Source organism: Dryocola baronae (genome assembly GCF_051297175.1).
GTDB lineage: Bacteria > Pseudomonadota > Gammaproteobacteria > Enterobacterales > Enterobacteriaceae > Dryocola.
In genome coordinates, this window is sequence record NZ_JBINNY010000001.1 from 2,860,738 (window position 1) to 2,885,141 (window position 24,404).

General features: G+C 57.0%; 26 protein-coding genes. 14 read left to right on the forward strand and 12 right to left on the reverse strand.

Annotated features, from left to right (window positions below):
- Positions 1-42 precede the first annotated feature (42 nt).
- Positions 43-1,338, forward strand: a complete 1,296-nt coding sequence (locus ACSPHG_RS13480) for a sulfurtransferase (RefSeq protein WP_435954038.1) — start codon at positions 43-45, stop codon at positions 1,336-1,338.
- 141 nt (positions 1,339-1,479) lie between these two features.
- Here ACSPHG_RS13480 and ACSPHG_RS13485 read toward each other — a convergent pair whose 3' ends face one another.
- Together ACSPHG_RS13485 and ACSPHG_RS13490 are read right to left on the reverse strand one after the other, a co-directional pair.
- Entirely contained in the window at positions 1,480-2,094 is a 615-nt protein-coding gene (locus tag ACSPHG_RS13485; RefSeq protein WP_435954039.1) for a CDP-alcohol phosphatidyltransferase family protein, read from the reverse strand.
- A complete protein-coding gene (locus ACSPHG_RS13490) occupies positions 2,087-2,659 on the reverse strand; it encodes a carboxymuconolactone decarboxylase family protein (RefSeq protein ID WP_435954040.1) in 573 nt (190 codons plus the stop codon). Before ACSPHG_RS13490 ends, ACSPHG_RS13485 begins: the two co-directional genes overlap by 8 nt.
- A gap of 73 nt (positions 2,660-2,732) precedes the next feature.
- On the opposite strand from ACSPHG_RS13490, the gene ACSPHG_RS13495 reads away from it, so the two are divergent.
- Positions 2,733-3,143 carry a pyrimidine (deoxy)nucleoside triphosphate diphosphatase gene (locus tag ACSPHG_RS13495; protein WP_435954041.1) on the forward strand — a complete coding sequence of 137 codons (411 nt, stop codon included), beginning with the start codon at positions 2,733-2,735 and terminating at the stop codon, positions 3,141-3,143.
- Here the strand turns inward: ACSPHG_RS13495 and ACSPHG_RS13500 are convergent.
- The 4 genes from ACSPHG_RS13500 to ACSPHG_RS13515 form a co-directional block, all read right to left on the reverse strand.
- Positions 3,109-3,393: a DUF1496 domain-containing protein gene (locus tag ACSPHG_RS13500; RefSeq protein ID WP_435954042.1), complete on the reverse strand. Its 285-nt coding sequence runs from the start codon at positions 3,391-3,393 to the stop codon at positions 3,109-3,111. The genes ACSPHG_RS13495 and ACSPHG_RS13500 overlap by 35 nt on opposite strands.
- Entirely contained in the window at positions 3,317-5,305 is a 1,989-nt protein-coding gene (locus tag ACSPHG_RS13505; RefSeq protein ID WP_435954043.1) for a DNA topoisomerase III, read from the reverse strand. Before ACSPHG_RS13505 ends, ACSPHG_RS13500 begins: the two co-directional genes overlap by 77 nt.
- Before the next feature lie 4 nt (positions 5,306-5,309).
- The gene (gene selD / locus ACSPHG_RS13510) at positions 5,310-6,353 is read right to left on the reverse strand and encodes a selenide, water dikinase SelD (protein ID WP_435954044.1); all 1,044 of its coding nucleotides are present in this window, start codon (positions 6,351-6,353) and stop codon (positions 5,310-5,312) included.
- 239 nt (positions 6,354-6,592) lie between these two features.
- The gene (locus tag ACSPHG_RS13515; RefSeq protein WP_435954045.1) at positions 6,593-7,144 is read right to left on the reverse strand and encodes an NAD(P)H nitroreductase; all 552 of its coding nucleotides are present in this window, start codon (positions 7,142-7,144) and stop codon (positions 6,593-6,595) included.
- A gap of 169 nt (positions 7,145-7,313) precedes the next feature.
- Between ACSPHG_RS13515 and sppA the strand changes: the two genes are divergently transcribed.
- The 4 genes from sppA to chiD all read left to right on the forward strand — a co-directional run bounded on the left by sppA (position 7,314) and on the right by chiD (position 12,489).
- The gene (gene sppA, locus ACSPHG_RS13520) at positions 7,314-9,164 is read left to right on the forward strand and encodes a signal peptide peptidase SppA (protein WP_435954046.1); all 1,851 of its coding nucleotides are present in this window, start codon (positions 7,314-7,316) and stop codon (positions 9,162-9,164) included.
- Positions 9,165-9,234: 70 nt separating this feature from the next.
- Positions 9,235-10,251 (forward strand): asparaginase, encoded by a 1,017-nt coding sequence (gene ansA, locus ACSPHG_RS13525; protein ID WP_435954047.1) that lies wholly within the window; start codon positions 9,235-9,237, stop codon positions 10,249-10,251.
- A gap of 9 nt (positions 10,252-10,260) precedes the next feature.
- On the forward strand, positions 10,261-10,890 hold the full coding sequence (gene pncA / locus ACSPHG_RS13530; RefSeq protein WP_435954048.1) for a bifunctional nicotinamidase/pyrazinamidase: 630 nt from the start codon (positions 10,261-10,263) through the stop codon (positions 10,888-10,890).
- Between the two features lie 324 nt (positions 10,891-11,214).
- The gene (gene chiD / locus ACSPHG_RS13535; protein ID WP_435954049.1) at positions 11,215-12,489 is read left to right on the forward strand and encodes a chitinase ChiD; all 1,275 of its coding nucleotides are present in this window, start codon (positions 11,215-11,217) and stop codon (positions 12,487-12,489) included.
- Between the two features lie 52 nt (positions 12,490-12,541).
- On the opposite strand, the gene ACSPHG_RS13540 is transcribed toward chiD, so the two are convergent.
- Together ACSPHG_RS13540 and msrB are read right to left on the reverse strand one after the other, a co-directional pair.
- Positions 12,542-12,817: a YeaC family protein gene (locus tag ACSPHG_RS13540; RefSeq protein ID WP_435956016.1), complete on the reverse strand. Its 276-nt coding sequence runs from the start codon at positions 12,815-12,817 to the stop codon at positions 12,542-12,544.
- A 43-nt stretch (positions 12,818-12,860) separates the two neighbouring features.
- Positions 12,861-13,274 (reverse strand): peptide-methionine (R)-S-oxide reductase MsrB, encoded by a 414-nt coding sequence (gene msrB / locus ACSPHG_RS13545; RefSeq protein WP_435954050.1) that lies wholly within the window; start codon positions 13,272-13,274, stop codon positions 12,861-12,863.
- 345 nt (positions 13,275-13,619) lie between these two features.
- Between msrB and gapA the strand changes: the two genes are divergently transcribed.
- Positions 13,620-14,615 (forward strand): glyceraldehyde-3-phosphate dehydrogenase, encoded by a 996-nt coding sequence (gene gapA, locus ACSPHG_RS13550; RefSeq protein ID WP_435954051.1) that lies wholly within the window; start codon positions 13,620-13,622, stop codon positions 14,613-14,615.
- Positions 14,616-14,694: 79 nt separating this feature from the next.
- Positions 14,695-15,582 carry a D-hexose-6-phosphate mutarotase gene (locus ACSPHG_RS13555; RefSeq protein ID WP_435954052.1) on the forward strand — a complete coding sequence of 296 codons (888 nt, stop codon included), beginning with the start codon at positions 14,695-14,697 and terminating at the stop codon, positions 15,580-15,582.
- On the opposite strand, the gene ACSPHG_RS13560 is transcribed toward ACSPHG_RS13555, so the two are convergent.
- From ACSPHG_RS13560 to ACSPHG_RS13570, 3 genes are all read right to left on the reverse strand, one after another.
- The gene (locus ACSPHG_RS13560; RefSeq protein WP_435954053.1) at positions 15,579-16,430 is read right to left on the reverse strand and encodes an aldo/keto reductase; all 852 of its coding nucleotides are present in this window, start codon (positions 16,428-16,430) and stop codon (positions 15,579-15,581) included. The two genes, ACSPHG_RS13555 and ACSPHG_RS13560, sit on opposite strands and share 4 nt — an antisense overlap.
- 162 nt (positions 16,431-16,592) lie before the next feature.
- Positions 16,593-16,835 carry an Ogr/Delta-like zinc finger protein gene (locus ACSPHG_RS13565; protein ID WP_001514747.1) on the reverse strand — a complete coding sequence of 81 codons (243 nt, stop codon included), beginning with the start codon at positions 16,833-16,835 and terminating at the stop codon, positions 16,593-16,595.
- Between the two features lie 46 nt (positions 16,836-16,881).
- Entirely contained in the window at positions 16,882-18,009 is a 1,128-nt protein-coding gene (locus ACSPHG_RS13570) for a phage late control D family protein (RefSeq protein ID WP_435954054.1), read from the reverse strand.
- 161 nt (positions 18,010-18,170) lie between these two features.
- On the opposite strand from ACSPHG_RS13570, the gene ACSPHG_RS13575 reads away from it, so the two are divergent.
- Genes ACSPHG_RS13575 through ACSPHG_RS13600 form a run of 6 tightly spaced genes read left to right on the forward strand, consistent with a single transcriptional unit; the run spans position 18,171 to position 23,765 of the window.
- A complete protein-coding gene (locus ACSPHG_RS13575) occupies positions 18,171-19,367 on the forward strand; it encodes a phage tail sheath subtilisin-like domain-containing protein (RefSeq protein ID WP_435954055.1) in 1,197 nt (398 codons plus the stop codon).
- Between the two features lie 12 nt (positions 19,368-19,379).
- The gene (locus ACSPHG_RS13580; protein ID WP_001514744.1) at positions 19,380-19,895 is read left to right on the forward strand and encodes a phage major tail tube protein; all 516 of its coding nucleotides are present in this window, start codon (positions 19,380-19,382) and stop codon (positions 19,893-19,895) included.
- A 14-nt stretch (positions 19,896-19,909) separates the two neighbouring features.
- Positions 19,910-20,248, forward strand: a complete 339-nt coding sequence (locus tag ACSPHG_RS13585; RefSeq protein WP_435954056.1) for a phage tail assembly protein — start codon at positions 19,910-19,912, stop codon at positions 20,246-20,248.
- 50 nt (positions 20,249-20,298) lie between these two features.
- Positions 20,299-20,373 carry a GpE family phage tail protein gene (locus ACSPHG_RS13590; protein WP_326490683.1) on the forward strand — a complete coding sequence of 25 codons (75 nt, stop codon included), beginning with the start codon at positions 20,299-20,301 and terminating at the stop codon, positions 20,371-20,373.
- Entirely contained in the window at positions 20,374-23,304 is a 2,931-nt protein-coding gene (locus ACSPHG_RS13595; protein ID WP_435954057.1) for a phage tail tape measure protein, read from the forward strand. It abuts the gene before it with no gap.
- An 11-nt stretch (positions 23,305-23,315) separates the two neighbouring features.
- Positions 23,316-23,765 (forward strand): phage tail protein, encoded by a 450-nt coding sequence (locus ACSPHG_RS13600; protein WP_435954058.1) that lies wholly within the window; start codon positions 23,316-23,318, stop codon positions 23,763-23,765.
- 116 nt (positions 23,766-23,881) lie between these two features.
- Here the strand turns inward: ACSPHG_RS13600 and ACSPHG_RS13605 are convergent, their stop codons facing one another.
- The gene (locus tag ACSPHG_RS13605; protein WP_435954059.1) at positions 23,882-24,403 is read right to left on the reverse strand and encodes a tail fiber assembly protein; all 522 of its coding nucleotides are present in this window, start codon (positions 24,401-24,403) and stop codon (positions 23,882-23,884) included.
- Position 24,404: the final 1 nt, after the last annotated feature.

Genomic DNA, 24,404 nt, shown 5'->3' on the forward strand with positions numbered 1-24,404 from the left:
CCCGCACAATTGCGCCTCTTTTTTCTCTCTTCAGGTTATTAGATGAAACGTGTTTCTCAGCTAACCACCGCCCTGCTGCTTGCCGGGCTGTCGTGTGCCGCTACCGCCGGAACTCAGCCAACGCCCATGAACTTTGCCTCGGTACAAACGCAAAAAGGGACGCTTATCGATACGCGCCCGAGCGCGTTCTACAACGGCTGGCCGCAGGCGCTTAACGCCGCGGGCGGCCACGAACCTGCCGCGCTCAACCTGTCCGCCAGTTGGCTTAAGCTGATGAGCGATGAGCAAATCAACGAGTGGGCGAAGCAGCACGGCCTGACCGATGCGAGCCTGATTGCGCTCTACGGTAAAAGCGAAGACGCGCAGGCGGTTAAAGATCGTCTGGATAAGCTTGGCTTTAGCCACGTCGGGCTGCTTGCCGACGGGATGCAGGATCCGTCGCGCCTGCAAAGAATGGCGCATTTCGAACAGCTCGTTTATCCGCAGTGGATTCACGATCTTCAGCACAAGAAGCCGGTAACCGCCGCGCCTGCCGGGGAATGGAAGGTAATTGAGGCGGGCTGGGGCGCGCCGAAGAAATACCTGCTGAGCCATATTCCGGGCGCGGGCTATATCGACACCAACGAGGTGGAAAGCGAACCGCTGTGGAATAAAGTTTCTGACGAGCAGCTCAAGACGATGCTTGCGAAGCACGGGATTCGCCACGATACCACCGTCGTGCTGTACGGCCGCGACGTTTACGCGGCGGCGCGCGTGGCGCAGATTATGCTGTACGCGGGGGTAAAAGACGTGCGCCTGCTGGACGGCGGCTGGCAAACCTGGAGCGATTCGGGCCTGCCGGTTGAGCGCGGCCTGCCTGCGAAGGTGCAGCCCGCAGCCGACTTCGGCGCGCCGATCCCCGGTCAGCCGCAGCTGATGCTGGATATGGAGCAGGCCCGCAGGTTGTTACACCGTAACGACGCCTCGCTGGTAAGCATTCGCTCGTGGCCGGAGTTTATCGGCACCACCAGCGGCTATAGCTATATCAAGCCAAAAGGCGAAATCGCCGGTGCCCGCTGGGGCCACGCCGGGTCTGACTCCACGCACATGGAGGATTTCCACAATCCGGACGGCACCATGCGCAGCGAGGCAGACATTACGGCGATGTGGAAAAGCTGGAACATCACGCCGGATCAGCAGGTAGCGTTTTACTGCGGCACCGGCTGGCGCGCTTCGGAAACGTTTATGTACGCGAGAGCCATGGGCTGGAAGAACGTCGGCGTGTATGACGGCGGCTGGTACGAGTGGAGTGCGGATCCGAAGAATCCCGTTGAGTCGGGCGATCGTAAGCCGGAATAGTGAGGATAGTGTCGGATAGCGCTTCGCTTATCCGACCTACGAATCGAAGGTGATCCCGGTGGCGTCGGATAGCGCTGCGTTTATCCGACCTGCAAAACCGAGCCCGTAGGGCGGGTAAGCGAAGCGCCACCCGCCGCTGCGTTACGACAACCGCTTTAACGTCTGATACCCGCTCCACACCCTCGTCAACGTCGTCATCCAGCACAGCGCGCCGAAAACCCACGCCAGCCAGACAAACGCGCCGGGGAACAGGCAGCTCAACGCAAACAGCGCGATGGTTTCCGTCCCTTCCGTTAGCCCACCGAGATAATAAAACGATTTGTGCGCGTAGCCTGGGTTATCCAGCTCGTGCTTTTGCGCCACGGCGGCAAACGCCAGGAAGCTGCTGCCGGTGCCGATAAAGGCGAACAGCAGCCAGGCGCCCGCCAGCCCGTTTTGCAGCGGATCGGCGAGGATAAACCCGAACGGCACCAGGGCGTAAAACAGAAAGTCGAGCGCGATATCCAAAAAGCCGCCCGCGTCGCTCAGGCCTCTGCGCCTCGCCAGCGCGCCGTCCAGGCCGTCAAACAGGCGGTTCAGCACGATTGCCGCCAGCGCCGCGCCATACCACTGGAGCGCCAGAAACGGCAGCGCCAGCACGCCGATGGCAAAGCCAAACATCGTCAGGCCGTCGGCGGAAACGGACGGCCTGTCGAGTACCGCGACCATGCGGTTAAGCGCCGGTTTGACGCGCGGATGCAGGTAGCTGTCAAACATGCGGACGCTTCCCGGCTGCGGGAACGCACAGGCCCTGGGCAGGAATATCGAGGGCGGCGTTAAAGCGGGCGGAGAGATTCTGGAAGGCGACGAGCGCCGTCAGCTCGGTTAGCGCTTTTTCATCGTAATGCGTTTTTAACGCGGCCTTCAGCTCGTCGCTGACGCAGGGTGGCGTAGCCGTCATCGCGTCGGCATAGGCCAGCGCCGTGCGCTCACGTTCGCTAAACAGCGTCTCTTCTTCCCAGTTCGCTACCGCCAGCACTTTCTCCATCGACCCGCTGCGCTCGGCCAGCCGCAGGCTGTTGGCGTCAATGCAAAATTCGCAGCAGCACCGCTGGGAAACGCGCGTCATCACCAGCGAACGGGTCACCGCATCAATTTTTGCTCCCCGACGTTCCAGGAAGCCGATAAACAGCGCCACCAGCCAGAACAGCCACGGCAGGCGGCCCCACCAGCGCGTGGGGTTGAGCACCGCGCCAAAATGTTTTTCCTGCATGGAAACGATCGGGCGCAGGCTTGCAGGCAGTTTTTTTAGCGGCGTAACCCAGGGGGATTTGTTGGCCATTGGCTCGGGACTCTTCAGATAACCTTATGTGGCGGGTATTATGCCATGCCCGGAGGCACGAAAATGGAGCGTTATGTCAGTAATCATTGATGTTGTAGCGGCAATAATCGAGCGAGACGGCAAAATTTTGCTGGCGCAGAGATCGGAACGCGGCGATCAGGCGGGCCTGTGGGAATTTCCCGGCGGCAAGGTGGACGCCGGTGAAACGCAGCCCGCGGCGCTGATGCGCGAGCTGGAAGAAGAGTTGGGTATCAACGCCGCCGTGGGCAGCTACGTGGCAAGCCACAGGCGTGAGGTGTCAGGCCGAATCATCAACCTGCATGCCTGGCACGTAAAGAGTTTTAGCGGGGAGATGGTGGCGCACTGCCACAGCGGCCTGGTCTGGTGCACTCCCGCCGAGGCCTTTACCTACGCACTCGCCCCGGCGGATGTCCCTCTTCTTGAAGCGTTTATGGTTTTACGCGACGCCACACCAGGGGATTAGTGCTCAGCGTTTTTTCATCGCGCTGGCACTGTAGCAGAATCCCACCGTCGGCCTTGACGACCGCGCCTTCGGTATAGTTCTGATCCTGATAGATACAGCACTGACTGCACGGCGCGGCACGCTGCCCCTGGGAGCTAAACACTTCCGGCGGCACGTTGATGTCGACCTGCGGATCAAGACGTTGCGCTATCCCCGGCAGGCTCACCGTCAGCGCTACCGCGGCGGCGAGCAGGCTTTTTCTTAGCATCATCATTTCCCTCTTTTTTAGCCCACTGTTTGCGGGGCTTTTTGTTATCTTCCGGTGCCTTGATTCCCTTGAACGCATGGCGAACCGGGGTCGTTCTTGCCTGGTGGATCAGTTCATAGAGCGTGGTCACCAGCGGCTGCATGAAGTCCTGATAGCGGCACTGCTTTTCGCTGATTTGCGTCAGCGTCGATTCCCAGTGCGCCGTCATGTCCGGGCGGGCGGCCAGCTCCGGCAGCGCGTGAATCAGCGCGCGGCCCGGCTCGGTGGAAATAATGTAGCGGCCCTTTTTCACCAGGAAGCTGCGTTTAAACAATAGCTCAATGATGCCCGCGCGCGTGGCTTCGGTGCCCAGGCCGTCCGTTGCGCGGAGGATCTTTTTCAGATCTTTATCCTGCACGAAACGGGCGATACCGGTCATCGCCGAGAGTAGCGTTGCGTCGGTGAAATGACGCGGCGGCTGGGTTTGCCGCTCTATCACCTCGCCTTTTTCGCACAGCAGTTCATCGCCTTTTGCCACCACCGGCAGCGGCGTGCCGTCGTTTTCCTCATCGCGCTCTTTGTTGCCAAGCAGCGTGCGCCAGCCCGCTTCGGCCAGGAAGCGGGCCTTGGCGTTAAATTTGCCGCCCGCAATATCCAGATCGATGGTGCACTTGCGAAACACCGCGTCGGCGCAGAACTGCATCAGATATTGTCGGGCGATCAGGTTGTAAACTTTAGCTTCGTTTTCAGAAAGCGAGACGTGCGAGCTGCGCGCCGTTGGGATTATCGCGTGGTGGGCGTCGACTTTTTTATCGTCCCAGCAGCGGTTGCGTATGTCTGTGTCCACGGCGGGCTGCGGCAGGAGATCCGGCTGATGCACGCTGATGGCGTTCAGCACCGCGTGGCGACCGGCGTAATGCTCTTCCGGCAGGTAGCGGCAGTCGGAGCGCGGATAGGTGATCAGCTTGTGGGTTTCATACAGCTTCTGGCAGATATCCAGCACGTTCTGGGCGCTGAGACCATAGCGTTTCGCGGCGTCGATCTGCAGGCTGGAAAGCGAGAACGGCAGCGGCGCGATTTCTGATTCCCGTTTATCGTTATAGGCCGTAACGATGGCAGGCTTGCCGCCAATGCGGTTAACAACGTGTTCGGCAAGCGGGCGATGCAGCAGCCGCCCTTCTTCATCCTGGTAGGGTTCGCAGGATTCGCTCGGGATCCAGGTGGCGATAAAACGTTCGTCGGCCGGGGTGACGATGTGCGCCTTCACCTCAAAGAAGTCTTTGGCAACGAAGTTTTCGATTTCTTCATCGCGCCTGACCACCAGGCCCAGCACCGGCGTTTGCACGCGCCCTACGGATAGCACGCCCTGATAGCCCGCGTTGCGCCCAAGAATGGTATAGGCGCGGGTCATGTTGATGCCATAAAGCCAGTCCGCGCGGGCGCGGGCCAGGGCCGAAACGCACAGCGGGATAAACTCGCTGTTGGCGCGCAGGCGGGATATCGCCCGCTCCACGGCCTGCGGGTTAAGGTCGTTTATCAGGCAGCGCTGCACCTGCTGGCGCTTTTCCGCAGGCATTTGCAGGTAGTCCAGCACCTCGTCAACCAGCAGCTGCCCTTCGCGGTCCGGGTCACCGGCGTGAACCACTTCGTCCGCCTGGCCGAGCAGCTTTTTTATCGCGTTGAGCTGTTTGGTGACGGACGGGCGCGGCTGGAGCTGCCACTTTTCCGGCACGATAGGCAGGTCCGCCAGGTTCCAGCGGGCGTAGCGCCCGTCGTAGGCGTCCGGCTGCGCCTGCTCTAAAAGGTGGCCGATACACCAGGTGACCACCTGGCCATTCCCGCATTCGATAAAGCCGTCGCCGCGACGGTGCGGTTTTGGCAGCACGTCGGCGATAGCTCGGGCAAGACTCGGTTTTTCCGCAATAAACAGCCGCATGAGATTAACGAATCTCGATCATCGGCCGGCCCGCGCGGGCGGTTTTCAGCTCGCCGATGGCGGTGAGCCTGATGCCGTTTTTTTCCGCCACGGCGGCCACTTCCGGCTCGGCCTCGGGCAGTACGGCAATCAGCAGGCCGCCGGAGGTTTGCGGGTCGCACAGCAGGTCGCGGTGCGCGTCGGACATTTCGCCCATCAGGTGGCCGTAGCTGGCGAAGTTGCGCCCCGTGCCGCCCGGTACGCAACCTTTAGCGATGTATTCCTCCACGTCCGGCAGCTTCGGCACTTTGTCGAACCACACGTCTGCCTGCACGCCCGCGCCCTGGCACATTTCGCTAAGGTGGCCGAGCAGGCCGAAGCCGGTAACGTCGGTCATGGCGGTAACGCCTTCGATGTTGGCAAACTCCGCGCCCGGCTTATTTAGCTGGCACATGATTTCAGCGGCAAGGCCGTGGTGTTCAGGCTTAAGAAGGGATTTTTTCTCGGCGGTGGTCAGCACGCCGATGCCCAGCGGTTTGGTGAGGAACAGCTTGCAGCCAGGCTTGGCGGAGCTGTTTTTCTTCACGCGTTCGGTGGGCACGATGCCGGTCACCGCAAGGCCAAAGATAGGTTCCGGTGCGTCAATGGAATGACCGCCCGCCAGCGAAATTCCCGCCTGCTGGCAGACAAAACGTCCGCCCTCAATCACCTTACGAGCGATTTCCGGCGCAAGCGTGTTGATAGGCCAGCCAAGAATGGCGATCGCCATGATCGGTTTGCCGCCCATGGCGTAGATATCGCTGATCGCGTTGGTTGCCGCGATGCGCCCAAAATCGAACGGGTCGTCGACAATCGGCATGAAGAAGTCCGTGGTGCTGACGACACAGGTGCCGTTGCCCAGGTCGTAAACCGCCGCGTCGTCGCTGGTTTCGTTCCCCACCAGCAGGTTTGGGTCGACAAACTTCGCCTGCTCCGAATGCAAAATGGTTTGCAGAACTTTTGGGGAAATTTTACACCCGCAGCCAGCGCCGTGGCTGTACTGCGTTAAACGAACGGTTTGCTCACTCATGGACTTCTCCTGTCATTGGGCTTCAAATGCTCTAAATAATTCGAGTTGCAGGTAGGCAGCAAGGGAGCTCATCCCCAGGAGCTTACTAAAGTAAGTGACGTGGTGAGTGAGTGCAGCTAACACCCCTGCAACTTGAAGTATGACGAGCCTATGGTAGCGCTCAAATGGCGGGGTGGTAAGTCTGCGTGTCTGAATTGCTCTGCTTTCGCTCACAATCCAGACAGCTTTGCGGCGTTTGTTCAGAAATGACGCACAAATGGCGCGGTGTCCGGCACGCTGATAGTGGTGGAGGCTTTCAGCTGCGGGGTGCCCAGATAAAGGAAACCGACGACTTCATCCTGTTCACGGCATTGCAGCGCGTCGCGCACGGCTTCGCTTTCGGTCCACAGGCCGCTGCGCCAGATGCCGTTAAAGCCCTGCGCCACGGCGGCCATCTGCATCGCCATTACCGCGCAGCCCGCGGAGACAACCTGCTCCCAGACCGGGACTTTATGATCGTCATCGCAGTATGCGACAACGGCGATGATCAGCGGGGCGCGGAACGGCGCGTTGCGCGCTTTGTCGATGCCCTTTTCATCCATGCCTTCTGCAACGGCCGCCGTTTCCAGCACTTTGCTGAAGCGCTCGCGGCCTTCGCCCTCGATAACGATGAAACGCCACGGCTGCAACGTGCCGTGATCCGGCGCGCGCATACCGGCGCGGAAGATGTTTTCCAGCGCGTCGCCGGTTGGGGCCGGTTCGGCCAGGCGTGAAGCGCTGCGGCGGTTCAGCAGTAGTTCTAATGCATCCATTTGATAACTCCTGTAATGATTATTATTCACAAAATTAACACAGCAGTGCGTTTTGTTACAGCGCAGGGCCGATTTCCTGCTGACTTTTGGCCGGGGGCTATTTAGGATAGCGGTCACTTTCGCCGTGGTTTTGTGCGGCAGCTTGCGATTATAGGGTTACGGAGAAGACATGCGTACCATTGGGCGAATTATTGCCGGTTTCTTTAAGTGGACCTGGCGTCTGCTTAACTTCATTCGAGAATTTATTCTCAATATGTTCCTGATCCTGCTGGTTCTGGTGGGCGTGGGCATCTGGCTGCAGGTCAGCAGCACCTCTTCCGAACCGACGCGCGGTGCGCTGATGCTCGATATTACCGGCGTGGTGGTGGATAAGCCTTCGGTGAGCAATAAGCTCGGCGTCATTGGTCGCCAACTGCTCGGCGCAAGCTCCGACCGCCTGCAGGAAAACTCGCTGTTCGATATCGTTGACGCGATTCGCCAGGCGAAGGACGACCGCAACATCACCGGCATCGTGTTGGATCTGAAGGATTTCGCCGGGGCCGACCAGCCGTCCATGCAGTACATCGGCAAAGCGCTGCGCGAGTTCCGCGACAGCGGCAAGCCGGTTTACGCCACCGGCGACAGCTATAACCAGAGCCAGTATTACCTCGCCAGCTTCGCCAATAAAATCTGGCTGTCGCCGCAGGGCATGGTGGATTTGCACGGTTTCGCCACCAACTCGCTCTATTACAAAACGCTGCTCGATAAGCTAAAAGTCTCCACGCATATCTTCCGCGTCGGCACCTATAAGTCCGCCGTTGAGCCGTTTATCCGCGACGATATGTCCCCTGCCGCCCGTGAGGCGGACAGCCGCTGGATTGGCGAGCTGTGGCAGAACTATATCGGCACCATTGCGGCGAACCGCCAGATTACCTCCGGGCAGGTGTTCCCCGGCGCGCAGGCGCTGCTCGACAACTTACAGAAACTGGGCGGCGATACGGCTAAATACGCGCTGGACAACAAGCTGGTGGACGAGCTGGCGACCAGCGCCACGGTGGATAAAGCGCTGGTAAAACAGTTCGGCTGGAACAAGGACAACAAAGACTTCAGCTACACCAGCATCTACGATTACCAGGTGAAGAAAGCGCCTGACCAGGGCGGCGCCATTGCGGTGATCTTCGCCAACGGCGCGATTATGGACGGCGAAGAAACGCCGGGCCAGGTTGGCGGCGACACCACCGCGATGCAGATCCGCGAAGCGCGTCTGGATAAGAAAGTGAAGGCTATCGTGCTGCGCGTAAACAGCCCTGGCGGCAGCGTGACGGCGTCTGAAACCATTCGCGAGGAGCTGGCAGCGGCGAAAGCGGCGGGCAAACCGATCGTCGTTTCAATGGGCGGCATGGCGGCTTCGGGCGGCTACTGGATTTCCACTCCGGCAGACTACATCGTGGTGAACCCAAGCACGCTTACCGGCTCTATCGGCATCTTTGGCGTTATCAATACCGTTGAGAATTCGCTGGATTACCTCGGCGTGCATACCGACGGCGTGGCGACCTCTCCGCTTGCGGACGTTGCTATCACTAAAGCCCTGCCGCCGGAAGTGCAGCAGATGATGCAATTAACCATCGAGAACGGCTACAAACGGTTTATCAATCTTGTGGCGGAATCGCGCAAGAAAACGCCTGAGCAGATTGACCAGATCGCACAGGGCCACGTCTGGACCGGCCAGGATGCGAAAGCCAACGGCCTGGTGGACAGCCTGGGCGACTTCGACGACGCGGTGGCGAAAGCGGCCGAGCTTGCGAAGCTGAAAACCTGGCACCTCGACTTCTGGCAGGACGATCCGAGCTTCGTTGATATGGTATTCAACAGCATGAGCGGGTCAGTCCGCGCTATGCTGCCGCAGGCGCTGCAGGCTTACCTGCCCGCCCCGCTGGCCGACGCGGCGCTGGCCGTGAAGGCGCAAAACGATAAGTTTGGCACCATGAACGATCCGCAAAACCGCTACGCCTTCTGCCTGACCTGTGGCGATGTGCGATAATTTATAACGTTGACGGCGGGTGGCTCTCGGCTGCCCGCCCTTTCATTGCGCCGCAAAGCGAAACCATTTCATGCAAAAAAAATCCATCTACGTTGCCTACACCGGCGGCACCATCGGTATGCAACGTTCCGAACATGGCTACATCCCCGTTTCCGGCCACCTGCAGCGCCAGCTGGCGCTGATGCCCGAGTTCCATCGCCAGGAGATGCCGGACTTCACCATCCACGAGTACCAGCCGCTGATGGACTCGTCGGACATGACGCCGGAAGACTGGCAGCACATCGCCGACGATATCAAAGCGCATTACGACGAGTACGACGGCTTTGTGATCCTTCACGGGACGGACACCATGGCGTTTACCGCGTCAGCGCTGTCGTTCATGCTGGAAAATCTCAGCAAGCCGGTTATCGTGACGGGCTCGCAAATCCCGCTTGCCGAGCTGCGTTCCGACGGGCAAATCAACCTGCTGAACTCGCTGTACGTGGCGGCAAATTTCCCGATCAACGAAGTGACGCTATTCTTCAACAATCGTCTGTATCGCGGTAACCGCACTACTAAGGCCCATGCCGATGGCTTCGACGCCTTCGCGTCGCCTAACCTTGCGCCGCTTCTGGAGGCGGGGATTCATATTCGTCGCCTGAATACCCCTCCCGCGCCGCGCGGCGAAGGCGAGCTGATCGTCCATCCGATTACGCCGCAGCCGATTGGCGTGGTGACGATTTATCCGGGTATTTCCGCCGATGTGGTCGGCAACTTCCTGCGCCAGCCGGTGAAGGCTCTGATTCTGCGTTCCTACGGCGTGGGCAATGCGCCGCAGCACGGTGCGTTCCTGCAGGAGCTGCAGGAAGCCTGCTCGCGCGGCATCGTGGTGGTAAACCTCACCCAGTGCATGTCCGGGAAGGTCAATATGGGCGGCTACGCGACGGGTAACGCGCTGGCGCAGGCGGGCGTAATCAGCGGCTACGATATGACGGTGGAAGCCACGCTGACTAAACTTCACTATTTGCTGAGCCAGGGCCTGGACGCGCAGGCCATTCGCGAGGCGATGTCGCGCAACCTGCGCGGTGAACTGACGCCGGACGAGTAAGGAGAACGAATGAAAAAACGTGCGTTGTTGCTGGTCGACTTGCAAAACGATTTCTGCGCCGGCGGCGCGCTAGCGGTGCCCGAAGGCGACAGCACCGTTGACGTTGCCAACGATCTGATTTGCCGCTTTAAGGCACGCGGCGAGGCGATTGTGGCATCCCAGGACTGGCACCCTGCCCGCCACGGCAGCTTTGCAAGCGTTCAGGGCGCGGAGCCTTACTCGCAGGGGGAACTCGAGGGACTGCCGCAGACCTGGTGGCCCGATCACTGCGTCCAGCATACGGAAGGCGTGGCGCTCCATCCTCTGCTCCACGCGGACGATATTGATGCGGTGTTCCACAAGGGTGAAAATCCCGCCATCGATAGCTACAGCGCGTTTTTCGATAACGGGCACCGCCAGGAGACTGGCCTTGACGCCTGGCTGCGCGAGCGGGGCATATCACAGCTGGTGGTGCTGGGGCTGGCGACGGACTACTGCGTGAAATTTACCGTGCTGGACGCGCTCGAGCTGGGCTATGAGGTTACGGTTATCTCCGACGGCTGTCGCGGCGTGAATATCAACCCGCAGGATAGTCTGATGGCGTTCCAGGATATGTCCGTGGCGGGGGCAACGATCGTTACGCTAGCGGATTTCTATTAGTTCACTTTCCTGTGTCGGATGGCGCTTCGCTTATCCGACCTACAACACATGCGCCTTCCGTCAGAAATGTCGGACGGCGCTTCGCTTATCCGACCTACAAAAAAAGCGTTGTCCGTCAGCAAGAACGGGGGACGCGATGAATATCCGAGCGACAACTACGCAGCCCCCGCCACCTCTTTCTCGATTCGGCTCTCATTTTGGACTTTATTTGCTCGCCCTTCGCTGAGAGCGCTCTCATAATCGACTTGCTTACTTATTCAGCGTCTTAGCTGAGTTTGCCTCGCCTGAGGCGTTTCCAATATTGTCTGTCAAAGAGGAATTGCTATGAAGTTTACGCGCAAACTGCTGCCGCTGCTGGCAGTTATCCAGCTCGCCTGTGCGGGTGCCGCCCACGCCGCTGAATATCTATCAGTGGGTTATTTTAACGGCGGCGGCGACGTTACCGCAGGGCCTGGGGGCGATATCAACAAGCTTGATGTCCGCCAGATTACCCATCTCAACTACTCGTTTGGCCTGATTTACAACGATGAAAAGGGCGAAACCAACGCCGCGCTGAAAGACGCCACGAAGCTGCATCAGATTTGGCTCTCGCCAAAGGTTATGTCCGACCTGGAAAAGGTGCCCGACCTGCGTAAGCAGAACCCGCAGCTGAAAGTGTTGCTGTCCGTGGGAGGCTGGGGCGCTCGCGGATTCTCTGGCGCTGCGGCTAGTCCGGAAAGCCGCGCCGTATTTATCCGCTCTGCTCAGGAGGTGATCAAGCGCTACGGCCTGGACGGCATCGACTTAGACTGGGAGTACCCGATTAACGGCGCGTGGGGCCTTGTGGACGCCACCGCAGCAGACCGCGACAACTTCACCGCCCTGCTTAACGAGCTGCGCCAGGCGTTGGGCAAAGAGAAGCTGCTGACTATCGCCGTGGGTGCCAACGTGAAAAGCCCAACCGAGTGGGTGGATGTAAAGGCTATCGCCCCGGCGCTGGACTACATCAACCTGATGACCTACGACATGGCATACGGCACGCAGTATTTCAACGCCAACCTGTATGACTCAAAGGCCTGGCCGACGGTGGCGGCGGCGGATAAATACAGCGCGGATTATGTGGTCAACAACTACATTGCGGCGGGCCTCAAGCCTGCGCAGATGAATCTCGGCATCGGCTTCTATGGCCGCGTGCCAAAACGCGCGACCGAGCCGGGTATCGACTGGGATAAGCCGGATGCGGCTAAAAATCCGGTCACCCAGCCCTACTTCGGCGCGCCGGAGAAAGCCGTGTTTATGTCCTATGGTCTGGACCTCACCAAGGACAGCTACTTCAAGTACAACGACATTGTGAGCAAGCTGCTGAACGATCCGCAGAAGCGCTTTACCGAACGCTGGGACGACGACGCGAAGGTGCCGTACCTGACGATGAAAAATGCGGAAGGCAAAGACCTGTTTGCTATTTCGTACGAGAATCCAAAATCCGTGGCGGTGAAGGCGGAGTACATCAAAAGTAAGGGGCTGGGCGGTGCGATGTTCTGGGAATACGGAGCGGATGATAATAACCAGCTAGCGAAGCAGCTGGCCGAAACGCTGGGGATTAAGACCGAGCATCAATAACGGCGGCGGCGGGTGGCGCAAGCTTACCCGCCCTATCCATGCTTAGTCCGAACTAAAGCTTCACCGTCATAATCGGCGCAGGTTCAATGCCGAACTCCGCTTTCAGCTGTTGCTTGCTTTTCATCACGATGTTGCCGTCGGTGCCGATAGTCATATGCTGGGCATCAACGTTGTGACGCGTCTGCCACATCATCACTAACTGCAGGCTGTTTTCTTTCTGATCCGGCGTAAGCGCAACGCCGTCGGGCCACTTGCCTAACTCTACCGCCGTGACCAGGCGCTGATAAATTTCAGGCGTCATGACGGCCAACATTTCATCCAAATTCATCATACGAGCAGCTTCCTGTGGAATAATTTGCTGAATCGATTTTTCAACCTTTAGTTTGCTCACCGTTCTGGTCATCGGTGAAGCTTAGCGACGCGGAGTTAACGCAGTAGCGTTCGCCCGTAGGCTGCGGCCCGTCTGGGAAAACGTGCCCCAGATGCGCTTCGCAGTTGCCGCAGCGGATCTCTACCCGCTCCATGCCGTGTGAAAAATCTTTGATATAACGGATAGCCTCGTCGCTTACCGGCTCGTAGAAGCTCGGCCAGCCGCAGCCGGAGTCGTACTTGGTTTCAGATTTGAACAGTGCGGCATCGCAAACCAGGCAGTGGTAGATGCCATCGCGCTTGTTGTGCAATAGACGCCCCGAGAACGGCGGCTCTGTGCCATGTTCCTGCGTGACGTAATACTGCATCTCGTTAAGGTTTTTCTTCGCTGAATCAGGGGGTAATTGGTTAGCCATATGCGTACATCTCGTGCAGTTGCTACGGTGACTGATAACAGCATGATTCTAACAAAAAATTAACAACACCGTGCAGCTTTTTGTTCTAAACTTAGCCCTGAATTTCTGGCTCGGCATTAATTGTGACCCATGTCACATTCTTGTTGATTTTGCCCTTTAGAATTCCAGAAACCGTCCCCATATGGTCAAAAGCCTAAAGGGAAAGGTTAAGTGGTTTTATCGTACAATTGATGTCCACAGGATTGATTTGTCGCAATGATTGACACGATTCCGCTTGACGCTGCGTAAGGTTTTTGTAATTTTACAGCCAACCTTTTATTCACTAACAAATAGCTGGTGGAATATATGACTATCAAAGTAGGTATCAACGGTTTTGGCCGTATCGGCCGTATTGTTTTCCGTGCTGCACAGGAACGTTCTGACATCGAGATCGTTGCAATCAACGACCTGTTAGACGCTGACTACATGGCTTACATGCTGAAGTACGACTCCACTCACGGTCGTTTCAACGGCACTGTAGAAGTTAAAGACGGCCACCTGGTTGTTAACGGCAAAACTATCCGTGTTACCGCAGAACGTGACCCGGCTAACCTGAAATGGAACGAAGTTAACGTTGACGTAGTTGCTGAAGCAACTGGTCTGTTCCTGACCGACGAAACTGCGCGTAAGCACATCACCGCTGGCGCTAAGAAAGTCGTTCTGACTGGTCCTTCCAAAGACAACACCCCAATGTTCGTTCGTGGTGCTAACTTTGAAAAATATGCTGGCCAGGATATCGTTTCTAACGCATCTTGCACCACCAACTGCCTGGCTCCACTGGCTAAAGTTATCAACGACAACTTCGGTATCGTTGAAGGCCTGATGACCACCGTTCACGCTACCACCGCTACTCAGAAAACTGTTGATGGCCCGTCTCACAAAGACTGGCGCGGCGGCCGCGGCGCAGCTCAGAACATCATCCCTTCTTCTACCGGTGCTGCTAAAGCTGTAGGCGTTGTACTGCCAGAGCTGAACGGCAAACTGACTGGTATGGCGTTCCGCGTTCCAACTCCAAACGTGTCTGTTGTTGACCTGACCGTTCGTCTGGAAAAAGCAGCGTCTTACGAAGAAATCAAGAAAGCAATCAAAGCGGCTTCTGAAGGCGCAATGAAAGGCGTTCTGGGTTACACCGAAGACGACGTTGTATCTACCGATTTCAACGGCGAAGTTTGCACTTCCGTGTTCGATGCTAAAGCTGGTATCGCACTGAACGACAACTTTGTGAAACTGGTTTCCTGGTACGACAACGAAACTGGCTACTCCAACAAAGTACTGGACCTGATTGCACACATCTCCAAATAAGTTGAGATGAGCAGTTAATCCATAAGGCGACCATTCGTGGTCGCTTTTTTTTTGCCTTTTCGATATATAGGTTGAGTCAATGATTACTAAAATTTTTGCCCTTCCGGTTATTGAACAAATCACCCCTGTCCTCTCCCGTCGTCAGCTTGATCAACTGGAAGTGATTGTTATCGACCATCCGCAGGTTCGTGCTTCCGTCGCTCTCCAGGGGGCGCATCTGCTCTCATGGAAACCTGCCGGTGAAGAAGAAGTCCTGTGGCTGAGCAACAACACTCCCTTCCAGCACGGTAAAGCGCTGCGCGGCGGCGTGCCGATCTGCTGGCCCTGGTTTGGCCCGGCCGAGCAGGAAGGCCTGCCCGCTCACGGCTTCGCGCGTAACCTGCCATGGACGCTGAGCGCCCATAATGAAGATGCCAACGGCGTTTCGCTGACCTTTGAACTGCAAAGCAATGATGAAACCCGCAAGCTTTGGCCGCATGACTTCACCCTGTATGCGCGTTACAAGCTGGGTAAAACCTGCGAGATGGAGCTGGAAGCCCACGGCGAGTTCGAAGCCACAAGCGCCCTGCACACCTATTTCAACGTGGGCGACATCGCCGATGTTAAGGTCAGCGGGCTGGGCAACGAGTACATCGACAAAGTGCTGGGTGGTGAAAAAGGCGCGTTGACCGACGGCGTGCAAACCTTCCCGGATCGTACCGACCGCCTGTACCTGGCCGCCGAAGACTGCAGCGTCATTCACGACGCCAGCCTGAAGCGCACCATTGACGTGGTGCACCACCATCAGAGCAACGTTGTCGGCTGGAACCCAGGCCCGGCGCTGTCTATCTCGATGGGCGATATGCCGGATGACGGCTACAAGACCTTCGTTTGTGTGGAAACCGCTTGCGTGACAACGTCACAGAAAGCCACTGCGGATAAGCCAGCGCGCCTGGCCGCAACCCTGCGCGTGGCTAAGAAAGGCTAAACCATATCTAAAGGCGTTTTGCGGCCCGGTGCCGGAAACGCCTTTTCCATCACCGTTTTATCCTCATCCGTAAGCACCACGCCCAGCGCCGCCGCGTTCTCTTTGACGTGCGCAACGCTGCCTGCTTTCGGGATTGCCATAACCCCGTCATGACTTATCACCCATGCCAGCAAGAGCTGGGCAACGGTGATGCCTTTTTGCTGGGCAAGTTCGTTGAGCGCAGGATGGTTCATCAACCCGCTACGTAAACGCCCCGCCTGCGCCAGCGGGCAATACGCCATCACCGGCATGTTTTGCTGCTGACACCACGGCAGCAGGTCGTGCTCAATACCGCGTGAGGCCAGGTGATACAGTACCTGGTTAGTCGCGCATCCTTCACCGCCATCAAGCGCGATAAGCTCCTGCATGTCTTCAAAGTCGAGATTCGACACGCCCCAGCGGCGGATTTTCCCCTGCTGCTGAAGTTTCTGCATTACGGCGAGGGTTTCTTCCAGCGGTATATCGCCCCGCCAGTGCAATAGATAAAGATCGAGGTAGTCGGTTTTCAGGCGTTGCAGGCTCGCCTCGCACGCGGCAATCGCCCTGTGACCGCCGGCATTCCATGGATAAACCTTAGAAACGAGGTACACCTCGTCGCGCCGCCCGGCGATGGCCTCACCGACGATGCGCTCCGCGCCGCCGTCGGCGTACATTTCGGCAGTATCGATAAGCTTGAGCCCTAAATCGATGCCCGCCTGCAGGGCATGAATTTCGTCCAGACGCTGCATCGGCTTATCGCCCATGTACCACGTCCCCTGTCCAATCGCCGGTAACGCCTGTGCATGTGGAAAATGAATGAGCTTTGTCATGACGCCTCCTAAATGATTGCCCCACCATAAAGCAAACGGGGCGCAAGCGCCCCACCATGAAGCAATTAAGATACTGATATTTATATGAAATAAATATTTTATGACCACAAATTGACTACACATAATAAAAAGCCCCAGCGTTCTGGGGCTTGTCAGTGGCTACTATAAAACCAGACTTAACTGGTCTTCACCGTGATGGCTTCGAGGGAAAACATCTTGAGGAACCACAGCGCCGGGAACTGGTTGGGTCTGGTTTAATGATTCATCTATTTGCGTCATGCTGGTAAAACAATAGCCGCACAACATGTTTTGACACTGGTGATAACTGCGCCGCACTAAATCACTCAACTCTACACTGGTACGAGTTTTCGCAACTGCACGGCAGCGAGGACAGCGCATTGCCATACGCGGGCCTCCTCTGGACTGGTTAATATCACGTCAAGTATAACGCTTAACCCGTTGATTCGTCACCTGCCTCAGCCGTCCATTCATCGATCTTAACTTCCAGCTCCAGCGAGGTGGTAAAGCCGCCGCTGCCGATATCATGTACACAACGGGTAATCGTCCAGTTGCCATTATCAATCGTTGACTTAAAGCCCGATACGCTTGCCGGTTGTTCCGGGTACAAATCCGCCCGGCCCCGTGCCAGCGTGATGGAGAATGACGCCGCGCCACGCTGTAACTGGCTCCACTTCGCCGCCGCTGCCCGCTTCGCTGCCTTCTCCGTTTTAAACGTCTTACGGATCACGAATACGTTGCCTTCCGCGCCTGCCATGTAATCCCCTTCCTTGCTGCTTGAGGCGGGTTCTTTTGGCTTCTTCGGCTGGGTTGTCCTGCGACGTCTGCGGGTGTTTGTCTGTACCGTGGTGGCGGGCTTCTTCCCAAAATTCAGATCCAGCCAGTAGGCTGTAACGCCTGTATAAGCGTCACGATCGGCAATGCTAAAGCTGTGCTTGTCACCACTGGCCCGCACAATGCCGATCGCCGGTAACGGTTTGCCACTCTGAGTCAACCCTTGTCCCGGCGTAATGAACAGCAACATGCCGTTTTTGACGGTGGCAACCGCACCCAGCATATCCGCCATTCTGGTGAGAAAACTGATATCTGATTCACTGGTTTGGTCAGCGTGATCGATCTCTATCTTCGCCAGTTCCTCGCTAACCCCGGCGCGCAGGTCGTACCGGCTGGCGATACTGGCAACCACATCGCCAACGGTAATATCGTGCCAGGAGTATTCACGCTTCACGTTGAACGTGTCGCGAAAGTCTGCGCTGCGGGCACTGATAGTGAGCTGATCAGGCGGGCCACGGTGCGCGACCTCATCAACGGTATACAGCCCTTTAAATACCAGCGGGTCATTATCCCAGCCCAGCGAAACGGAAATCTTTGTGCCACGCGATGGCATAACGATCTGCCCGTCTGAATCATCCAGCGTGAGATCAAGCGTATCAGCTTCAAATCCCCGGTTGTCCGTCAGCGACAACGAGATCAAGCGGTCATCCAGCGAGGTGAGCTGCTTGCCCTCAATCTGAATACTGAACGCCGGGCGTGGTGAATATCGCGCATCATCATCCAACATCTTATTGGTTCCCTCATTGGTGAGGGTACCATCGTCGCCACGCGCGCGCGTACAGACAACGCGGGGCTGTTGTTGCGGTCTGCTGACAACGCCCACCTCTCGCACCGGCTGGCAATTGTCGCAATGATAAGTGGCAATCATTGAGCCTTGGGAGGCACTACATGGCCGCAAATTACCATCACGGTGTAACCGTCACGGAAACCACCGATCTGAGCACGATGATCACCGATATTGATTCGGCGGTTATCGGCGTCGTTTGTATCGCGGACGATGCAGATGAAGACGCTTTCCCGCTGGATACCCCTGTACTTATTACCCGCGTGGCTAACATGCTGGGCAAAGCAGGCAAAACCGGCACCCTGTTCACCGCCCTGAAAGCTATTTCAGACCAGGCCAGCCCACAAACCATTGTGATCCGCGTGGCTGATGCGTCAAAAATTCCACCACCGGAAACCGGCACCGCCCCGACTCAGGATCAACTGGTCATTGGCGGCACTGACCCGGAAACGGGGCTTTTTACCGGCATGTATGCGCTACTTTCGGCGGAGATGCGCGTTGGCGTCCGTCCGCGTGTGCTTGCCGTTCCCGGCCTTGATACCCAGCCAGTGGCGGCGCAGCTCGGCGTTATGGCTGAGAAGCTGCGCGCCTTTGCTTATGTGTCCGCAAACGGCTGCAACACCATTGCAGAGGCGAAGGAATACCGGGAGCAGTTTGCCCAGCGTGAAATGATGGTGATCTGGCCTAACTTCATTTGCTACGACACCAACGCGGGAGCAAACGCCACCGTGCCGGTGGGTGCTCATGCGGTAGGGATGCGCGCCAAAATCGACGCAACGCAGGGCTGGCACAAAACTATTTCCAACGTGCCGGTGAATAACGTGCTGGGGATGGATCGCGATATCTATTTCACCCTACAGGGCACCGACACCGACGCGGACGAGCTGAACGCAGCAGGTGTTACCACCCTGATCAAGCAGGACGGCTATCGCATCTGGGGATCGCGCACCTGCGACGAAGAAACCTACATTTTTGAGAGCTACACCCGTACCGCTCAGATTGTGGCGGATACCGTGGCAGAAGCGCACTTCTCCTATGTTGATAAGCCGCTCACCCCATCACTGGTGAAAGATATCGTTGACGGTATCAACCGCAAGCTGACGTCCTATGTGACGGCGGGCAAGCTGCTGGGTGCGCGCTGCTGGTATGACCCTGAACCGAATACCAGCGAAACGCTGCGCAACGGGCAGCTCACCATCAAATACAACTACACGCCTGTTCCGCCGCTGGAAAATCTCAGCCTGGTGCAGGAGTTCACTGATGAATACTTCGCTACGTTTTCCAGCGCAGTGAATAACTAACCGGGGGCGCGTATGGCTCTGCCTAAAAAACTCAAATACTTCAACATGTTCTTTGACGGGGATAACTACTTTGGCATGGTGCCGGAAATCACCCCTGCGAAGTTAACCCGCAAGACAGAGGATTATCAGGCCGGTGGTATGCCTGGTTCTGTCGCGGTCGATCTCGGCTTTGATGCCGGGGCGCTGGATATGGATATAACCCTGGGCGGCATGGATGCGGGGCTGCTGAAAAAATGGGGCATCGCCACCGCCGATGGTATGCAAACGCGATATGCGGGGTCGTACCAGGATGATTCAACCGGCGAAGCGGTACCCGTCGAAATCCAGACGCGCGGGCGCTTCACGGAGATGGATCCTGGCACGTCCAAAACCGGGGATGATACTTCCCACAAGTACACCCTGAAAAATACCTATTACAAGCTGACCATCAACGGCGAAGAAATCATTGAAGTTGATGTGCTCAATATGATCTACAAAGTTGGCGGCGTTGACATGATGGAAAAACACCGTGCCAACATTGGCTTATAAGGAATTAACGCACCATGACCAAAGTAACCGGTAAAGAACTTGTAACGCTCAATGCGCCTATCGTTCGCGGCAAGACGGCAATCAGCGAAATCACGATCACGCCAGTCTTAAAACAGGCCGGATCGCTGCGTGGCTTAAAAGTCTATGACGTTCTGACGTCGAATTATGATGCGCTGGTTGTTCTGCTGCCGCGCGTTACCGCCCCGGCGCTGACCGCTGACGAAATCGCCCGCATGGATACGTGGGACTTCTGCCAGCTCGCCAACGCGGTGGTTGATTTTTTGCAGCCACCTTCGGATCAGAGCGGGACGGATACGGGCAGCGCGTCATCAGATGCCCCTGCGAACGCATAGAAAACTTAATGGCGGATATCGCCGTCATTTTCCACTGGCGACCAGCGGAGATGGACGCCATGACGGTAGAGGAACTTCTGTTATGGCGTGATCAAGCCGCTGCGCGCAGTGGCGGAGATCAATAAATGGCAGACCGCAAATTAAATATTCAGGTGGCTTTCAGCGCCCTGAATAATATGTCTCAACCTGTCAACGCGGCGCGCCAGAGTGCCGCCGCGCTGGCCTCTCAAATCAAGCAGACGCATAGCAGCATCAAAGGGCTTGAGCGTCAGGCTACCAGCTTTGACCGGCTGACCAACGCCAACAAAAAAACCACCGATCAACTGGCTCAGGCAAAGACGCAGGCGCGCGAAATGGCGGCGGCTTTCGGCCCGCTAAAACAACGCAGTGCTGAACAAGTTACCGCCCTCAACCAGCAGCGGGCAGCGATCCGCAACCTCACAGCCCAGCAGAAAACGGAACAGGCCCAGCTCAACCAGTTGCGCGCCAGCTTCTACAGCGAAGGGATTGCGATCGGCAGTACCAGCCGGGCAACGGAACAAATCAGCCAGCGCACCGCGCAGTACAATCGCCAGCTTACTGAACAGCAGCGGCGGCTTGAGTCTGTCACTCAGGCGCAGGCCCGCTATGCCCGCGCCAAAGAAACCGGCGAGAAGCTGCAAAACGCTGGAATGAAGACCGCAGCGACCGGCGCGGCGGTACTTGCCCCCGTAGCAGCCGCCATCAAGAGTTACAGCAGCCTGGAAGACGCCATGAAGGGCGTATCCAAACAGGTGAATGGCTTGCGCGATGATGACGGCAACCGCACGGCTCAGTTTGCTGAGATGCAGAACGCCATCAAAGACGCCGCCGAAAACCTGCCCATGCCCAACGGAGCTGTTGATTATGCCGCGCTGGTAGAGGGCGGCGCGCGTATGGGTGTGGCAAACAGTGATGATCCATGGCAGAAGCAGAAAAAGGATTTGCTCGATTTTGCCAACACCGCCGCGATGGCCTCAAAGGCATTTGAATTACCAGCCGATCAGCTGTCGGAAAGTCTGGGCAAAATCGCAGGTCTGTACAAGATTCCTATTCAGGATATTGGCAAGCTGGGCGACGTCATCAACTACCTGGACGATAACGCCAAATCAAAAGGCTCTGACATTATCGACGTGTTGCAGCGCGTGGGTGGTGCTGCCGATCAGCTTGGCTATCAGAATGCGGCGGCGCTTGGCTCCACGTTCCTGAGCCTTGGCGAGCAGTCCGAAACAGCGGGCACCGCTGTTAAAGCGATGGTGCGCGAGCTGGGCAACGCCATGGTGCAGCCGGATCGCTTTATGGTGGGCCTGGACGCGCTGGGGCTTAGCGCTGAGAAAGTGCAGAAGAATATGGCAAAAGATGCCATGGGCACCATTATGGCGGTGATGGAAGCCACCAAAAAGCTGGAGCCGGATAAGCAAATGAACGTGCTTACTCAGCTATTTGGCGATGAGTATGCAATGGCAGTTTCCAAAGTCGCCAACAACCTGCCAGAACTGCGCAGACAGCTAGAATTAACCCACGGCACCGCGTCGAAAGGCTCCATGAAGCGGGAATCCGATATTGATAAAGATTCACTCTCGTCACAATGGCAGATAACCAAATCGGAGTTTGGCAACAATTTCAGCGCGCTGGGCGAAACCATGCGCGGGCCAATGATGGCGATAATGAAATCAGTTGGTGGCGTCCTGCAATCAATCCGGGGCTGGATTGAAGCCAATCCGGCATTGGTTGCCGCCATTATGAAGACCGTCGCCGCGCTGGGCGCCATTCTGGCTGTGGTTGGTTCGCTTATGCTGGCGCTGGGCGCATTGCTCGGCCCGATGGCTCTTGTACGCCTGAGCTTCACCACGCTGGCAGGTGAAGGAGGGATCGCTAAGCTGCTGACCGGCGTCACCCGACTGGGCGGCGCGTTTCAGTGGCTTGCAGGTTCGCCCATGCAGGCGCTGCTTACTGCCGGTCGCGCGGTCTTTGGCCCCCTGATCACGCTGCTGGCGGGTATCTCTGCCCCGGTCTGGGGGCTGATTGCCCTGTTTGCCGCTGTCGCTATCGCGATCATTCAGTTCTGGCAACCTATCAAAGCATTTTTCAGTGGCTTTTTTACCGGCCTGATGCAGGGGCTACAGCCGATATTCTCAATCGTTTCCGCCGTGTTCTCGCCGCTGGTACCCATGTTTGACGCCATAGGTTCAGCGCTCAGTACGGTATGGGGCTGGTTCACAAAACTGTTTGAGCCGATTCAGTTCTCCACTGAGGCCCTGAAATCCTGTACCAGTGCCGGGGAATCCTTCGGCAAGATTGTGGGCGATGCCATCTCACTGGTGCTATGGCCTGTTGAACAGCTCTGGAAAGGTCTGGATCTGGTACTGGAAAAACTCGGTCTTATTCCTGACCAGGCTGAGCGCGCCAAAAAAGCCGTTGAGCAGGTGAATACGCAGAAGAAACTTACCGGTCTGGCGGATACGCTCGCCGGGGATTTGAAAGCCGTCACTACCCAGGCAAAAAAAGAAGAAGAGAAAAAAGAACAAAAGCGTAAAACGGAACAGAGCCAGCAACAGCAGGCGCTTGCCAATAACCTGAAAGGCCCGGCGAACCTCGCGCCAAAGATCAGCGGTAGCCTGGATAAAATCGCCAGCAACACGGCAGAGAAGGAAGACGGCCCCGGTGAAATCGTCTTCAAAAATAAACAGCCGTACATTCCTATCCACGGCGGATACGCCGAACCGGTGCGGCAGATTCAGCGGCAGGTGCCATCACTCACCGCATGGATGCAGCAGCAGGCTGGCACGCTCATTTCTTCGGTGCTTCCGTACAGCGTTCAGCAGCCTGCCGCCCGTTCGCCAGTGTCGGCGGTTCCAACTGCGGCTTCCGTTGCGGCGCTGATGCCTGGCGGCGACGTGTTTAACTTTGAAATCAACATCAAGGACGCGGGCCAGATGGATGAGCAAAAACTTGTTCAACGCATCCGCGAAGAGTTCACCGTTGCCCAGCAGCAGGCCGCACGGCGCAAACGCTCGCAACTGACCGACCACGAATAAAGGGCAAAGTCATGATGATGATATTGGGCATGTTTCCGTTTGCGCTGCAAACGACGCCCTACCAGACGTCGAACCAGTCGAATACCTGGCGACACGTCAAAAACGATCGCGTGGGGAAATCTCCGCGCTATCAGTACATAGGCCCGGATGAAGAACCGATCACGCTATCCGGTACGCTGTACCCGGAAATCAGCGGCGGCGATGTGTCGCTCACTACGCTGGAGACAATGGCATACACCGGCAGAGCCTGGCCCCTGATTGAGGGCACCGGCAAGATTTACGGAATGTACGTAATCGAAGGGTTAACCCAGAATCGCACTGAGTTCTTTCAGGACGGTAAAGCGCGGAAGATTGATTTTACCCTCAGCCTGAAAAAGGTCAGCGAGGATATCAGGGAGAAGCTGGCGGAAATTACCAATGATGACGTGCTGTCTATGGTGAAAGCGGGGGTGAATTTATAACTTTATTTTTTATGGCCAACACGTTCATTGTTGGCAGTGTGGTATAGAAATCATCGGGCACCGTCACTTTTAACCGTGCTGTAGCACGGTCATTTGTGGCAGTGCCTGTTATCGTTTTACGATGCTGGCTTTTCAGGCCATTTAATATTTCGTGCGTCTGAAATATCCAGTCGTTTGAGCATTACACGATATTTCCTCCACTCCAGCAGCTGCGCGGCTTCTTCTTCCGTTGCTATTCCTAAATCCACAGCATCCTGCAACGGCCCGATGGCGGCCGTAGCCCACTCCAGTAAGGCGTTTTTCTGCGCCCCGGCAAGCTCGCTTTCCGGCTGCGCGTACTCGACGATTTTCTCTTTCTGGTAGAGATAGGTTCTGGCCCCGATATCGTCGCGGTAATCTGCGGCCGGGATTTCATAGATGCTCACGCCCTCGGAAAGCGTCATAAAATTGGGGTCGCGCGCGCCGGTGGTGATAAACCCCTCCGGCGACACGGCAATAAACGCCGTTTCTCCAGTCCAGATCTTATCCCGCAGCGTGTACCAGTCCCGGCCCAAGTCATCCTCAAAATAACAAACCGGCAGGGGCACGCCGTCGACATAAACCTGCCTGCTGATTTTCACATTTTTAAACTGAATCATT